Here is a 14,195-nt window from a genome sequence, read left to right as displayed (position 1 = left end):
TGCGACATGGACTCCGTCGAGGCGCTCGGGGGCTCCGGTCCGAGAACGTGCCCATCAGACCCCGGACCAAGGTCCCGGGCGGACCGCGTCTCACCCCACGAGTGCTGAAGATGCGCAGCTGGAACCGGCGCCGGGACGCACCTCCTCAGCACTCGCCCGCCCGGCGGCGCCTTCGGACCGGTGCGGGTCAGCCGACGAGCGTGAGCTCGCCGCGGACGATGGTCTGACCGGAGTGCTCGGTCTCCCCCGTGCCCTGCTGCGAGATGTCGAGGATCGCGTACTCCTGCAGGTCGATGGAGTGGTCGACGGTCCACAGGCCGTCGCGCCCGTCCAGGATGCCGAGGGTCTGGCGTCGGCTCGGGTCGAGGCGGTGGACCAACCAGGCCTGGCGGATGCCGGAGGACGGCAGGTCGGCGTGCAGGGCGACCTGGAGGACGCGCCGGCCGCGCTCGTCGGTGGCGAGGTCCGCCCGGCCCGACGCCTGGGACCAGGTCGCCTCGACCGGGGTCAGCCGGGCGTGCGCCCTCAGGTCGTGCCCCGGCCTGGCGTGCGCGGTCGGAGGGAGGGACGGTTCCGGCGCGCGGTCGAGGCCCAGCTCGGCGCGGACCCTGGCCCAGACGTCCGGGCCGGGGCTGACCAGCCGGGTCTCGTCCCGCGCGCCACGGCCGACGGTCGCCACCCGGTGGAGGTCCGCGAGCTCGTCGGCGCAGGCGGGACAGCTCTGCGCGTGACGGCGCTCGTCGGCGGTGCCGACGTCCTCGCCCAGGGCGAGCAGGACCAGCAGCTCGGGATCAACATGCATGCGGCTGCACCTCCAGCCGCTCGCGCAGCGTGTCGAGGCCGCGCCGCAGGTGGGCCCGCACGGTGCCGGAGGACAGCCCCAGGCGGTCGGAGATCTGGGTGTGGGTGAGCTCGCCGTACAACGCCATCCGGAGCACCTGCTGGGGCTCGGCGTCCAGGTGGGACACCCCGTCCGCCAGCAGCAGCCGGTCGGCCACGTCGGCGGACCCGGCGGCGGTGACCGACCCGGTGTCCCGGGAGATCCGGGAGCGCGCGACCTCCTCGAGGGTCAGCCCGACCAGCCAGGCCGGCAACCCGACGACGCGGGGCGTGCCGGCGGTGTCGCGGGCGGTCCACGCGCGGGTGAAGACCCGCTGGGTGACCGCCTCCGCGTCGCCGACGTCGCCCAGCGACCGCAGGGCGATGCTGTGGACCAGCGGCGACCAGCGTGCGTAGGTCGCCGCCAGGGCCTGCTCGTCGCCCGCGCGGAAGGCCCTCAGGACCGTCGGCAGATCGCTCACCTGCTCGGCCACCTGCTGCTCCTCGTCCTCGGAACGCAGCGCTCGGCGTCCTCCGGACCAGCCTAGGCGGCCTCACCGGCGCCAGGGCCGTCGTCGGGGCCGCGGAGACCGCACGGTTGCGGTCGCACCGTCCTACCGGGGCCCGTCGGGCTCGCCCGTCGAGCGCTCCTCGTCGGCGGAGCGCAGCCGGGCCACCCGCTCCCGGGCGAGGTCGTCGGTCGGCCGGTGCCCCGTGACGGCGGCGACGAAGCCGTCCCGGTCCACGACGAGCAGGCGGGTCGGTGCCGCGGTCGTGACGGTGGCCGTGCGCGGTCCGGGGTCCAGCAGGGCGATCTCGCCGAACGCCTCGGCCGGACCCAGCTGGCGGACCTCCCGGCCGTCCCGCGTGACGAGGGCCGCCCCTTCGGCGATGACGTAGAAGTCCGCGGCGGGCTCGCCCTGCTCGACCACGACCTCGCCCGCCGCCAGATCCCGGGTGCGGGCGCCCCGCGCGAGCCGCTCGACGCCGACCAGGGACAGCGCGGCGAACAGCGGGACCCGACGGAGCAGCTCCACGTCCTCGGCCCGACCGCTCGCCAGGGCGTCGAGGCGGCTGAGCCACCGCCAGGTGACGGCCGGCGCGAGCGCGAGCACGGCGCCGGTCAGCACCATCGCGCCGGTCAGCCCCACCAGCCCCGCCAGCAGCGGGGCCGCCAGCGAGCCGAGGGCGACGACGGCCGCGCCCAGGGCGCTGAAGGCGCCCCAGGCCCGGCCCGCGAGGTGGTCGGGGACCAGCCGGTTGACCAGCGTGTACCCCGACACGTCGAGGAGCGCGTTGCCGAACCCCAGGACGGCGAGCGCGACCGAGGCGACGGTCGCGTCCGGCCAGAGCCCGATGGCGACGACGGGCAGCCCCCACAGGGCGATGCCCAGCGCGATCCAGCGGCTCCCGTGCTGCGGGCCCAGCCCCAGGGCGACGGCGGCGCCGACCAGCCCGCCGACCCCCATCGCGATGAAGAGGCTGCCGGCCCGGGACTCGGACCCGCCCACCATCGACGTGGCGACCAGCACGACGAAGACGTTGAGCAGGCCCCGCATGGTGGTCTGACCGAGGAAGAGCGAGATCGCGAGCCGCAGCCCCGGCCGCGCGAGCACGCGGAAGCCGGCGAGCGGCGCCAGCCAGGCCGCCCGGGCCGACGTCCGGGCCGACCGGACCGGTCGGAACGGGGTGCGGATCGCGGCGGCGACCAGGGCGGCCAGGCCGAGGAGCACCGCCAGCACGCCGAGGACCCCGGGCGGGCCGACCGCGCCGAGGAGGGCCGCGCACAGGCCGGGCCCGACGACCGTGCCGACGGCCTCGATGGTCGCGTAGGCCGCGTTGGCGGCGATCAGGTCGGCGGGCGAGGTGACCAGCGTCGGCACCATCGCCTGCAGGGTGGGTCGGACGGCCGCGCCGATCGCCGAGCCGGCCGCGACGACGACGAGCAGGACCGGCAGGCCCGCGTCGACGGAGGCGCACCAGACGAGCACCCCGGTCAGCGCACCCGAGCCCGCCAGGACGACCGCCAGCAGCCGGCTGCGGACCCAGCGATCGGTCAGCACCGAGGCGGGAGCGCTCAGCAGCGCCGCGGGGAGCACGCGCACGGCGCCCACCAGGCCCACGGCGGCCGGGCCGCCGACGTCGAGCGCCAGCAGCGAGACGGTGATCAACAACGCCCAGTCCGCGGTGATCCAGACCGCCCAGACCACCAGCAGGCGGGCGAGCGGGGGGTTCCGCAGCGCCTGGCGGGTGCCGTCCAGCCGTCCGCGCAGCCCCGCCGTCGCCGCCATCACCCCGCCCCCGCCCGCTGCTCCGGCTAGCCGACCACGGTGAAGTACTCGGTGCTCAGCAACGGGCTCAGCACCTGGCGCGGCAGCAGCTCCGCGTCCAGCGCGTACTGGGAGCGGTGCGCGACCAGCGCCGCGATCTTCTGGTCGAGGGCCGCGTGCACGTCGACGACGACGTCGTCCTCGCCGTCGGGGTCGTCGGCCGCCGGGCCCGGTCGGTCGGACCCGGACGGGTCGTCGGCCACGGTGGCGCTGGTCCCCCGGCCGGCCGAGAGGTCGCGCCCGCGCGGCGACAGCACGAAGCAGGTGACGTCGTCGCGGGCGATGACGTGGGCGTTGCGCGGACGGTTGGTGGCCAGGCCGTCCTGGCCGACGAAGGCGCCCGCGTAGGCCGTGTCGACGGTGCGCAGCCCGCCGTCGGCGTCCTCCACGACGATGTCCACCGAGCCCGACAGGATGCAGAACAGCTCGGTGGCCGGCTCCCCCTGCTCGATGACGAACGAGCCGGCCGGGAACCACTGGACGTGCAGGTGGTCGGCCGCGAACCCCAGCACCGAGGACCCGTCGGCGAACAGGCGCAGCGCGTTGCCGAACCCGGCCGTCCCGACGGACTCCCGCTCCCGCGACGTCAGCCACTCGACCAAGAGGTCCACCAGCAGGCGGTCGTGCGCCGGGAAGCGGGCGTGCAGCACCCGGAGCGGGCGGGCCAGCTGCTCGCGCGCCGAGAGCACGGCTCGCGAGGACGCCATGTGGTCGGGGTGACCGAAGCCGCCGTCGTCGCCGAAGGTGACCACCACGTCCGGGGCGTGCCGCTGAAGGACCTCCCGCACCAGGACGACCAGGTCCGCGTACGGCATCCGGGCCAGGTTCCCGTCGCCGAGGTCGAAGCACTCCACCGCGCCGACGCCCAGGGCCTTGGCCGCCGCCTCCAGCTCACCGACCCGGGTCGCGCCCAGGGTGCGCCGGGTGGCGACCGCGGAGTCCCGGATCTGCCCGGCGTCGCCCTGGGTCAGGGAGACGAGGGCGGTCTCGGCCCCGGCGGCCGCGGCCAGGGCGATGGTGCCGCCGACGCAGAAGACCTCGTCATCGGGGTGGGCGAACAGGCCCAGGACGCGCAACGGCCGCTCGCCGGGCTCGAGCGGACCCCACAGCGCAGCGAGACCGTCCGGGGAGGGCGGACGGGGCGTCACGGCCTGATCACGTCCAGCCCTCTCCCAGCCTGAGCGTTCGGGGCGGGCCACGAGCCGCCATCGGACGAGCGAGGAAGTTCTACCACGGGCGGTCGTGCACTGCTAGCGTCGCCGGCATGCCGACCCGACGGGCGCTCCTGCTGATCGCCGACATCGGCGGCTACACCGAGTACATGCAGTTCCACCGCAGCGTCCTGGGGCACGCGGAGGCGGCGACCACCCGGATGCTCGGCAAGATCGTCGACGCGGCGCACGGCTTCGACCTGATCGAGGTCGAGGGCGACGCGGCCTTCCTCTCCCGCGACGCGGAGGGCCTGGACGGGCCGGCGGTGTGGGCGGCCGTCACCGAGGCCGCCGTCGCCCTGCACCGGGCCTTCCACCAGGAGCGACGGTTCGTCGAGCTCAACATGTGCCCGTGCGGCAGCTGCACCAGGACGAGCGAGCTCAAGCTCAAGTTCGTCGCCCACCTCGGCGAGGTCGCCACCCAGACGATCCGCCGCCGGAAGAAGCTGGTCGGGCTGGATGTGATCCAGGTCCACCGTCTGCTCAAGAACCCCGTCGCCGTGCCGGAGTACCTGCTGGTCTCCGACGAGCTCTACCGCGAGGGCGCCGCCGCCGCGGCCGGGCTGCCCGTGCAGGACGTCGGCCTGGACCTGGAGGGCATCGGCGCCGTGCAGGCCCACGTCGTGGACCTCCAGGACCTGCCGGCGGGCGCCCCGCTGGCCGACCCCTCGTGGCCGCAGCGGATCGGCAGCACCTTCGCCATGGTCGGACGAGGGCTTCCGCACATCCTCGCCCGGCGACGTCCGGCGGCGCTGAGCCCGGCGGGCTGATCCTGGCGGCTCCCGCGTCGCACCGTCGGGATGTGCAGGCCGTCAGCAGGGCACCCGCACTCTTCCCCGGGCCGCTCGCCACTCCTAGCGTGTCGCCATGGCCACGTCGCACCCGCAGATGAGCATGAACAAGACCATCCACCGAGCCGTGCGCCGCGATCTCGTCCGGTTCCGGCAGGCCCTCGACGCGTTCGTGGACGGCGACCGGGAGCGCGCCGCTGCCCTGCACCGGGCGTGGGAGAACTTCGACGCGCAGCTCACCGACCACCACGAGGGCGAGCACGCCGTCGCCTGGCCGGCGCTGGACGCGGTCGGGGTCACCCGTTCGACCCTCGAGACGTTCGACGCCGAGCACGAGGCCATGGCCGCGGACCTGGCGACGGCCCGGGACGCCATGGCGCGGCTCAGCTCCTCCGCGAGCCGGTCCGACGCCGACGACGCCGCTGCCGCCCTGGGCCGGCTCCAGCGGACGACGGTGACCCACCTCGACCACGAGGAGGCCGAGACCGAGGGGCTGCTGACCCAGCGGGCGGGCGACCCGGCGATGAAGACGATGAGCGCGCGGTTCAGCCGCCGGTCGAGCCCGGCCAAGGCCGGGACGTTCTTCGCCTGGGTGCAGGACGGTGCCTCGGCGGAGGAGAGGACCGCCCTGCGGGCGAACGTGCCGGCCCCGGTGCTGACGGTGCTGGGCGGGCTCTTCGGCCGTCGCTACCGCCGGGAGGTGGCACCGGTCTGGCACGGGTCGTCGGGCGCGTAGGGCGGCCGGCGACCAGGCCGGGGAGGGCCGGTCGGTCCACGGTTGGCGCCCCCAGCAGGATTCGAACCTGCGACACAAGGTTTAGGAAACCTTTGCTCTATCCCCTGAGCTATGGGGGCCGACCAGCGCCGTCGGCGCCGGACCCGAGCGTCTAGGTTAGTGGATCGCCCGAGCCCCCACCCCACACCCGCCCGGAGGTCGTCGATGCCTGCCCGCACCATCGTCCTGGACGTCGACACCGGCACGGACGACGCGCTCGCGCTGCTCTACGCCGTCGCGCACCCGGACCTGACGATCCGCGCCGTCAGCTGCGTCGCCGGCAACGCGAGCCTGGAGCGGGTCGTCGCCAACACCCAGCAGGTGCTCGACGCGGCCGGCGCCCCGGACATCCCCGTCGGGGCCGGCGCCCGGAAAGCGCTCGTCGAGCGCGTCCAGCAGGAGTCGGCGTTCCACGGCGAGGACGGCCTCGCGGGGATCGTCCTCCCCGCCACCGCCCGGACCGTCAGCCCGCTGAACGCCGTCGAGCTGCTCCGCCAGCAGGTCGTCGAGGCGGACAGCCCGGTGACCCTGGTCGCCCTGGCTCCGCAGACCAACATCGCGCTGCTGCTCACCCTGCACCCCGAGGTGACCGACCACCTGGAGCGGATCGTCTTCATGGGCGGGTCGGCCTCCGTCGGCAACGTGACGGCGGTGGCCGAGTTCAACGTCTGGCTGGACCCGGAGGCGGCGACCTGCGTCCTCGAGTCCGGCGTCCCCACGGCGATGTACGGCCTGGACGTCTTCAACCGGCTGACCGTCGAGGAGGAGCACGCGCGGCGCTACGCGGCCAGCGACCACCCGGCCCAGCAGCTGGTCGGGGAGCTGCTGCTGCGCCGCGGCGCCCGCGCCGACGGCCTGTCGTCGCAGGCCTACGTCGGCGGCATCGGTGACGCCGGAGCGCTGGTCTACCTGACCCGGCCGGAGCTGTTCACGGTCGGCCGCCACCCCGTCCGGGTGGACCTCGCCGGGCTCGGCCGCGGCCAGACCGTCGTCGACCGGCGGCCGGTCGCGCAGGAGTTGCAGGCCCGGAGCGACGACCCGTGGCCGACGGTCGAGGTCGTCCTGGACCTGGACGTGCAGCAGGCCGCGCGGGCGTTCACCGAGGTGGTGGACGCCTACGCGGCCTGACGGTCGCTGCCCTTCGACGAGCTCAGGGAGCGGAGGTCGCTCAGGGAGCGGAGGTCGAGCTCAGGGAGCGGACCTCAGTGCTGGTGGTCGGCGTGGTCGTGGTCGCCGTGCTCGGCCTGCAGCTTCTCGACCTGCGCGTGGACCTCGTCCATGTCCAGCTTCTTGACGGCGTCGATGACCTGCTCGAGCGCCGGCCCCGGCAGCGCGCCGGCCTGGTTGAAGACCATGACGCCCTCGCGGAAGGCCATCAGCGTCGGGATGCCCTCGATGCCGAGCTGGCCCGAGAGCTGCTGGTTCGCGTCGGTGTCGAGCTTGGCGTAGACGACGTCGCTGTGCTGCTCGGACGACTTCTCGTAGATGGGTCCGAAGCGCTTGCACGGGCCGCACCACTCGGCCCAGAAGTCCACCAGGACGATGTCGTTGCCCGTGATGGTGGTCTCGAAGGTGTCGGCACTGATGTCGATCGTTGCCATGCTTGCTCCTGTCCGGAAGTCTCGGCCGCCTGCCCGCCGCGGTCACGGGGCACAACCAACCCCGGCCGGGCACTATTCCCGCAGGGTCGTCGCTCCGGCAGCGGCCAGCAAGCCGAGGACGGCGAGGGCGACCAGGTCCACCGGGTGTTCCCCTCCGGCTGCGCGGGCGGGTGCCGCGGAGGCCTACTTGATGGCCACCACGCGGCGCATCGGGATGGCGATCTCGACGCTCTCGGCGCGCTCCAGCCGGTCCTCCAGGTACTCCACGGCGGCCTCGACGCGGGACCGCCGGGTGGTCGGCAGGTAGAGCGCCGACATCACCAGCTCCGCGTCCTCCCGGGTGCGGATGGTGAACCGGTAGCGCTCGCGCTTGTCCTCCACCCGCGTCAGGCCGACGGCCTCGAGCGCCTTGTGGAACCCGGCCAGCTCCACCGGCCCCGGGAAGCGCGGTTTGGCCCGCAGCCGGCGGCTGATCTGGCCCAGCGTCAGCAGGTCGGCGGGGCCGAGCGGGCGGACGGCGGGCGCGATGGCGGCCAGCACGCCGCCGGGCCGGAGCACCCGGGTGACCTCGGCCAGCAGGTCGTCCAGCGGCCGGACGACGACGAGGCCCATCGAGCTGGTGACCACGTCGACCGAGCCGTCCCGCACCGGCAGCCGGAGCGCGTCGGCGCGGACCCACGGCCCGGGACCGCGCTCGGCGGCCAGCGCGAGCTCGGCCTCCGAGACGTCCACGCCGACGACGGTCCGGCCGGGTCGGGCCAGCTCGCGCGACATCGGCCCCGACCCGGCCGCGAGGTCGACGATGGTCTCCGCGTCGGCCGAGACGGCCCGGCCCAGCCAGCGGTAGGGCGAGTGGTCGCCGGCGGTGGCCCGGGACAGCACGGCCTCGGCGACGCCGGCCCGGGCCCGGTGGAAGTCGGCGAGGAAGGCCTTCCAGTCCAGCGGCTCGTCGCCGCCGTCGCGCCCGCTCATCCGACCACCTCCACGTCCGTCGCCTCCAGCGCCCGGGCCACGTCGTCGCCGATGTCGCGGAGCAGCCGACCCGGACCCAGGGGTCGTCCCGCGACGGCGGAGACGAGCGCCGCCATGCCGGGCAGCGCCTCGTGCACCGCGGTCGCGGCCGGCGGCGTGCTCAGCAGCGGGTTGCTGCCGTCGTTCCACGGCGTCGACAGCTTCTCCCACGTCCGCAGCCAGGCCTCGGAGATCTCCGCCGTCGACGGCACCCCGAAGAAGTGCCCGACCGGGGCGTGGTGCCGCAGCGCGACCACGGGCGACTCCACGTACAGCTTGGCCAGCCGGACCCGCGCGTCGAGGTCGCGGCGGTCCTCCAGCGAGCCGGCGGTGACGAAGGCGCAGGGGTTGGGGCACCACTCGCCGACGTCGGGCCGCTCGCCGGCGCCGACCGTCGCGCCGTTGACCGCGCAGACGGCGAGCGCGTCGCCCTGGCGGGAGTGGAAGCGGTCGAGGTAGGCGGTGTAGCCCTCCAGGTCGCCGCGGCAGGCGTTGAGCGCCCGCTTGGCGGTGCTGCGCAGGGCCGAGGAGTGCGGGCAGGCCGGGTCGTCGGTGCCCCAGCGGCTGCCGCCGACCACCTCCTCGAGCCGGAGCGGGTCGCCGGCGTGGCCGAGCGTCGACTCCCAGGCCAGCTGCGGCAGGTACTCCCCGATGAGGTGGGCGGTGACCACCACCTGCAGCGGCTCCCGCCGGATGGCCCGCAGGTCCAGCACCTCGAGCATCAGCTCGTAGATCGGCACGAGCGAGCCCAGGGCCCCGCGCTCGGCGGCCCGCGGCTCCGCGGGGAAGCCGGAGGCGGCGAGCCGCGGGGCCCACGGGGTGTCGAAGCCGGCGGCGATCTCGCCGAAGTCCTCGCCGTCCAGGTCGAGCACCCGGCGGGCGGCCATCGCGAGGTTGCGCGCGCGGGTCAGGTCCCGCTTCTCGCCCCGGCCGAAGAACGGGTCGGGGCGGGTCAGGGCGGTGTCGAGCAGGCCGGCGACGGCGTCGTACCAGTGCCCGTCGAGCAGCGCGCTCATCGCCGGCGCCCCGACGGCGGACTCAGCCACCTCGGGCGTCAGACGCGCGACACGAACAGGTGCGTGGACGCCTCGCGGTCGATCTCGCAGTCGGGCCAGCCCGCCGCCGACATCCGCACGCCCAGGCCCCCCGCCTCGACGCTGATCTCGGCGCCCGGCTGGATGCCCGCCTGGCGCAGGGTGCCCATCATCTCGACGTCCTTCTGGATCTCCTCGCTCATCCGCTCGATGACCACCCGGGTGGGGCTGGTCTGGCGGCGCACGACGTCCTGCAGCTGCTCGTTGCCGTCGCGGAAGACGCCCGGGGCGTCGGTGACGCCCAGCTCGGCCATCCCGGGGATCGGGTTGCCGTAGGGCGACTGGGTCGGGGAGTTCAGCAGGTCGACCAGCTTGCGCTCGACGTCCTCGGAGATGACGTGCTCCCAGCGGCAGGCCTCGTCGTGGACCTTCTCCCAGTCCAGCCCGATGACGTCGATCAGCAGGCGCTCGGCGAGCCGGTGCTTGCGCATGACGCGGATGGCCCGGTTGCGGCCCTCGTCGGTCAGCTCCAGGTGGCGGTCGCCCTCGACGCGGAGCAGCTGGTCGCGCTCCATCCGGGCGACGGTCTGCGACACGGTCGGACCACTCTGGTGCAGCCGCTCCGCGATCCGGGCGCGGAGGGGGACGATGCCCTCCTCCTCCAGCTCGTAGATCGTCCGGAGGTACATCTCGGTGGTATCGATCAGGTCACTCACGGTGTCATTCTCCCTGCTCTCCGTCGTGGCCCGGTCCAGCCGTCGGCACGTTCGGTGCGCGAGGCAAGATTAGCCGGTGCACGCCTCCCCCTCGGCCACGCTGTGGTGGGCCCGCCGCGACCTCCGGCTGGCCGACAACCCCGCCCTGCTGGCCGCCGTCGAGGAGGGGGCGGGGGTCGTCCCGCTGTTCGTCCTCGACCCCGTCCTGCTGCGCTCCGCCGGCCGCGGCCGGCGGGCCTGGCTGGTGGCCGCCCTGCACGCGCTCGACGCCGACCTGCGCGCTGGCGGCGGTCCGGGGCTGAGCGTCGTCGAGGGCCGGCCCGCCGACGTGCTCCCCCGCGTCGCCGCGCAGGTGGGCGCGACCACCGTCCACGTCAGCGCCGACTTCGCCCCCTACGGCCGGCGCCGGGACGCAGCCGTCGGGGCCGCGCTCGCGGCCACGGCGGTGGAGCTGCGGGCGACCGGCTCGCCCTACGGCGTCGCCCCCGGCACCCTGCGCACGCAGTCGGGTCGACCGTTCCAGGTGTTCACCCCCTTCCACCGGGCGTGGGCGGACCGGGGCGTGCACGGGCCGGCGCCCGCGGTCGACCCCGCGCAGGTCGCCTGGCTGGAGGCCGCGGGCCGGGTCACGCCGGAGGAGCCGGAGCCCGCGCTGGCCGCCGTCGCCGGCGAGCGGCACGCGCAGGCGGCCTGGCGGGCCTGGCTGGACCGGGACGCGCACGGCCCGGCCGACTACAAGGCCCTGCACAACGTGCCCGGCGTCGACGCGACGACGCACCTGTCCCCGCCCCTGCGCTGGGGTCACCTGCACCCCCGGACCGTGCTGGCCGACCTGGCCGGACGGCCGTCGGAGGGCGCCGCTGCGCTGGCGCGGCAGGTCGTCTGGCGCGACTTCTACGCCGACGTGCTGTTCCACCGGCCCGACGCGGTCACGCACCCGATCAAGCGCGAGTTCGTCGACCTCGCCGTGGACGACCCGGTGCCCGGCAGCCTCGCCGCGCACCGGCTGGCGGCCTGGGAGCAGGGTCGGACGGGCTACCCGCTGGTCGACGCCGGGATGCGGCAGATGATCGCCGAGGGCTGGATGCACAACCGGCTGCGGCTGGTCACCGGCTCGTTCCTGGTCAAGGACCTGCACCTGCCGTGGTGGCACGGTGCCGACGTCTACATGCGGCACCTGCGCGACGGGGACGTGGCCCAGAACCAGCTCAACTGGCAGTGGGTGGCCGGTTGCGGCAACGACCCGGCGATGTACGTGCGGATCTTCAACCCGGTCACGCAGTCGGAGAAGTTCGACCCGGACGGCCGCTACATCCGCCGGTACGTCCCGGAGCTCGCCGGCGTGCCGCTCGCCCACCTGCACACGCCCTGGACCAACCCGGACGGGCTGCCGCGCGGCTACCCGCACCCGATCGTCGACCACGCCACGGAACGGCGGGAGTCGCTGGACCGCTACGCCGCCTTCACCGGCCGCGGCTGACCCTCCCGGCGCGCGTTCGTGCCCCTGCCGCACCCGACGCCGCCGACCTAGAGTGGGGCCACGGGCGACGGGGTCCGCAGCCCCTCGTCCGGGCCGGCTCGCGCCGGCAACCGCTCGGCGAGGAGGGGACGGCCGTGGAGCTCAGCGTGTCCGAGCTGCTCGCCTGGTGCGTCGTCGTGGTCGCGCTGGTGGGGCTCCCCCTGCTCATGACCGACCCCGAGGCGACCCGGCGCCGGCTCGGACCCCGCGTGATGGGGCTGCTCGAGCGGCTCGCCGCGCAGCTCACGCCCGAGGACGAGCCCGACCCGATGGTCGAGGCCCTCCGGGCCCACGCCCGCCGCGAGAAGCTGGTCGCCGACGTCCAGCGGCTGCGCCGCCTGGTGGCCACCGACATGGCGATGTCGGCCACCCGCCAGCTGGGCAACCGGATCGCCTACGCGTCCCTGGTCCGGGAGCTGGAGGCGCTGCGGGACGCCCCCACCCCCTTCGCGTTCGCCGCCGTCGGGCTGCCGGTCGCGGCGACGGTGCCCACCTCCCGCTGGGAGGACGACCTGGCCCTCAGTCCGCCGGCGCCCCGGCTGCTGGGCCGCGACACCGGGCAGCGGCCGCCGGCCGTCGAGGTGCTGGAGCTGGGCACGCGGCGGCGGGCGGCGCACTGAGCACCGGGAGCGCCGCCGAGCTAGGAGCTGCCGTCAGCCTTCGCGTGCTCGATCACCGCCCTGCCGACCTCCTGGCCCATCGCCACCCCGGCTTCGAAGTCGCTGCGGAAGTGGATGCCGGCCCACAACCGTGAGGCCGCGTTCTCCTTGGCCCGGCTGAGGAAGTAGTGCGCGTCCCGCGGGAACAGGTACCCGAGCACGGTCGCCGGCGCGGTCAGGTTGCAGGAGTGACCGGACGGGTAGGCGGCCACCGGGTAGGTCGTCCACAACGTGTCGATCGTCGGGTCGAAGTGGATCGGCCGACCCACGAGGTAGTGGTACTTCGCGTTCCAGCAGGCGATGTACGCGTCGAGCATGGCGGCGAATGTCAAGGCGTACGTGCGCGCCGCCCGCGGCGGGTTCGCGTCGAGCTTGTACTCGTGGATCTTCTGGTTGATGTCCTCGAGCACGATGAACGCGACGTCGACCGCGTAGTAGAACGCCGCCTGCGCAGCGTTCACGAACGCGCCGGAGTCGGGCTCCGGTCGTCCGGCCGGGTCTTGCGCCCAGAAGAAGAGCTCGGCGAAGTCGGCCTGCTTGCGGCGGGGGTAGTTCTTCACCTCGGCCACCTCGGCCGCCCGCTCGGCGGAGCCCTTGGCGGGGGGCGGCGGCGAGCGGAACGCCGTGACGTCCCCGATCAGGAGCGGCTTCCACTCGCCGATCACGAGCTGGATGTAGCCCTCGTCCTTCGGCAGGACGGGGTACGAGCCGTCGCCGCCGGGGTAGGGCACGTCCGGGTCGCCCCGGTACGGCTTGTCGAAACCGTCGCCGTCGATCCTCGCGCGGGCGACCTTCGCCCCGACCGCCCTGCCGAGCGCGTAGCCGGCCTTGAAGTCGCTCGGGTGCTCGACACCGGCGGCGACGCGTGACGCCGCGTGCTCGGCGGCCCGCTCCGCCAGCGCGGCCGCCTGGTCCGGGTAGAAGTGGCTGAGCACGCCCACCGCCGCGCCGGCGGCCGCGCCGTGCTCGCTCGGGTAGGACGGGCTGCGGGGCGTGTCGACCGCCGTCCTCAACCGCTCCCCGCTCGGGCGCTGCCGCCGGTAGTGCTGCTTCCACGCCCACGCGGCGATCGTCGCGTCGTAGATCGCGAGGTTGAGGTAGGTGACCACCCGGAAGGTGTCGGGGGCCGGGTTGGCGACCAGCAGCTGCGCGCCGATCTGGTTCCAGCGGAAGCCGGGTGATCCGGTGTCCCAGAAGGAGATCTGCTCGAGCGTCTCGTCGGTGCGTGCTGCGGCAGCCCTCAGCACGGCGTCGAGGTCGCGCCGGGCTGCCTGCCCTCTCGGGGGCGGCTTCACCGGGATCTCGGTGCCCGACGACAGCACCCACGTCTTCCAGGTGCCGGCGGTCGGCTCGACGCCGCGGTCGCGCCGGTGGCCGTCGCCTCGACGGCTCTCGTCGGCGTGCGCGGCACCCGCGCCAGCGCCGGTCATGATCGCGGCCGCACCAGCGGCTCCCGCGGTCTTCAGTGCCCATCGGCGGCTCATGCCGCCCTGCGTCTCCATGATGGTGTGCGTCCTCTCGCCCGGGCTCGGATCTGGTCCGGCGGACGCGACGCCATGGACCTGCGAGACCCACCCCCCCTCGGACGACGAGCTCGGGCGCGCGCCTCGTGCACCGCGCCTCGAACGCCCCCACCTGCCGCGTTCGCCCGGGAACCGACGCTACGCCCCCGGGGTCGGACCGTCTACGGATGCCGGACGAGGCCAGAAGTTCGCCCCAGCCGTGGCCG

Annotated in this window: 14 protein-coding genes and 1 tRNA gene; 5 read left to right on the top strand and 10 right to left on the bottom strand. The window is 74.8% G+C overall.

Annotated features, from left to right (window positions below; genetic code table 11):
- Positions 1-187 precede the first annotated feature (187 nt).
- The 4 genes from BLT72_RS03270 to BLT72_RS03255 all read right to left on the bottom strand — a co-directional run bounded on the left by BLT72_RS03270 (position 188) and on the right by BLT72_RS03255 (position 4,297).
- Positions 188-802: a hypothetical protein gene (locus BLT72_RS03270; RefSeq protein WP_091410095.1), complete on the bottom strand. Its 615-nt coding sequence runs from the start codon at positions 800-802 to the stop codon at positions 188-190.
- Positions 792-1,313: an RNA polymerase sigma factor gene (locus tag BLT72_RS03265; RefSeq protein WP_091410093.1), complete on the bottom strand. Its 522-nt coding sequence runs from the start codon at positions 1,311-1,313 to the stop codon at positions 792-794. Before BLT72_RS03265 ends, BLT72_RS03270 begins: the two co-directional genes overlap by 11 nt.
- 120 nt (positions 1,314-1,433) lie before the next feature.
- On the bottom strand, positions 1,434-3,110 hold the full coding sequence (locus BLT72_RS03260) for an MFS transporter (protein ID WP_091410091.1): 1,677 nt from the start codon (positions 3,108-3,110) through the stop codon (positions 1,434-1,436).
- A 26-nt stretch (positions 3,111-3,136) separates the two neighbouring features.
- Positions 3,137-4,297 carry a PIG-L family deacetylase gene (locus tag BLT72_RS03255; RefSeq protein ID WP_172826017.1) on the bottom strand — a complete coding sequence of 387 codons (1,161 nt, stop codon included), beginning with the start codon at positions 4,295-4,297 and terminating at the stop codon, positions 3,137-3,139.
- A 116-nt stretch (positions 4,298-4,413) separates the two neighbouring features.
- Here BLT72_RS03255 and BLT72_RS03250 point away from each other — a divergent pair, with 116 nt between their 5' ends.
- Both BLT72_RS03250 and BLT72_RS03245 read left to right on the top strand, forming a co-directional pair.
- Positions 4,414-5,130 carry a DUF2652 domain-containing protein gene (locus BLT72_RS03250; protein ID WP_091410087.1) on the top strand — a complete coding sequence of 239 codons (717 nt, stop codon included), beginning with the start codon at positions 4,414-4,416 and terminating at the stop codon, positions 5,128-5,130.
- Positions 5,131-5,227: 97 nt separating this feature from the next.
- On the top strand, positions 5,228-5,887 hold the full coding sequence (locus BLT72_RS03245; RefSeq protein WP_091410084.1) for a hemerythrin domain-containing protein: 660 nt from the start codon (positions 5,228-5,230) through the stop codon (positions 5,885-5,887).
- A gap of 43 nt (positions 5,888-5,930) precedes the next feature.
- Here BLT72_RS03245 and BLT72_RS03240 read toward each other — a convergent pair.
- Positions 5,931-6,006 (bottom strand) — tRNA-Arg (locus tag BLT72_RS03240).
- Between the two features lie 85 nt (positions 6,007-6,091).
- Here BLT72_RS03240 and BLT72_RS03235 point away from each other — a divergent pair.
- Complete coding sequence (locus tag BLT72_RS03235) at positions 6,092-7,054, top strand: nucleoside hydrolase (protein ID WP_091410082.1); 963 nt, start codon at positions 6,092-6,094, stop codon at positions 7,052-7,054.
- 74 nt (positions 7,055-7,128) lie between these two features.
- Here the strand turns inward: BLT72_RS03235 and trxA are convergent, their stop codons facing one another.
- The 4 genes from trxA to BLT72_RS03215 form a co-directional block, all read right to left on the bottom strand.
- Positions 7,129-7,527: a thioredoxin gene (gene trxA / locus BLT72_RS03230; protein WP_091410079.1), complete on the bottom strand. Its 399-nt coding sequence runs from the start codon at positions 7,525-7,527 to the stop codon at positions 7,129-7,131.
- Positions 7,528-7,710: 183 nt separating this feature from the next.
- Positions 7,711-8,499, bottom strand: coding sequence for a class I SAM-dependent methyltransferase (locus BLT72_RS03225; RefSeq protein WP_091410076.1), 789 nt, complete (start codon positions 8,497-8,499; stop codon positions 7,711-7,713).
- A complete protein-coding gene (locus BLT72_RS03220) occupies positions 8,496-9,554 on the bottom strand; it encodes a hypothetical protein (RefSeq protein ID WP_091410073.1) in 1,059 nt (352 codons plus the stop codon). The genes BLT72_RS03225 and BLT72_RS03220 overlap by 4 nt, the downstream gene beginning before the upstream one ends.
- 38 nt (positions 9,555-9,592) lie before the next feature.
- Entirely contained in the window at positions 9,593-10,288 is a 696-nt protein-coding gene (locus tag BLT72_RS03215; RefSeq protein ID WP_091410070.1) for an iron-dependent transcriptional repressor DtxR, read from the bottom strand.
- 76 nt (positions 10,289-10,364) lie between these two features.
- On the opposite strand from BLT72_RS03215, the gene BLT72_RS03210 reads away from it, so the two are divergent.
- Complete coding sequence (locus BLT72_RS03210) at positions 10,365-11,768, top strand: cryptochrome/photolyase family protein (RefSeq protein WP_091410067.1); 1,404 nt, start codon at positions 10,365-10,367, stop codon at positions 11,766-11,768.
- Positions 11,769-11,902: 134 nt separating this feature from the next.
- Positions 11,903-12,427 carry a hypothetical protein gene (locus tag BLT72_RS03205; protein WP_091410064.1) on the top strand — a complete coding sequence of 175 codons (525 nt, stop codon included), beginning with the start codon at positions 11,903-11,905 and terminating at the stop codon, positions 12,425-12,427.
- Between the two features lie 20 nt (positions 12,428-12,447).
- Here the strand turns inward: BLT72_RS03205 and BLT72_RS03200 are convergent, their stop codons facing one another.
- The gene (locus BLT72_RS03200; protein WP_172826016.1) at positions 12,448-13,896 is read right to left on the bottom strand and encodes a vanadium-dependent haloperoxidase; all 1,449 of its coding nucleotides are present in this window, start codon (positions 13,894-13,896) and stop codon (positions 12,448-12,450) included.
- Between the last annotated feature and the right edge of the window lie 299 nt (positions 13,897-14,195).

The sequence above is a fragment of the Friedmanniella luteola genome (assembly GCF_900105065.1).
GTDB classification, from domain to species: domain Bacteria; phylum Actinomycetota; class Actinomycetes; order Propionibacteriales; family Propionibacteriaceae; genus Microlunatus; species Microlunatus luteolus.
The sequence above is the reverse complement of the archived record's forward strand: the minus strand, read 5'-3'. Positions and strand labels throughout refer to the sequence as shown.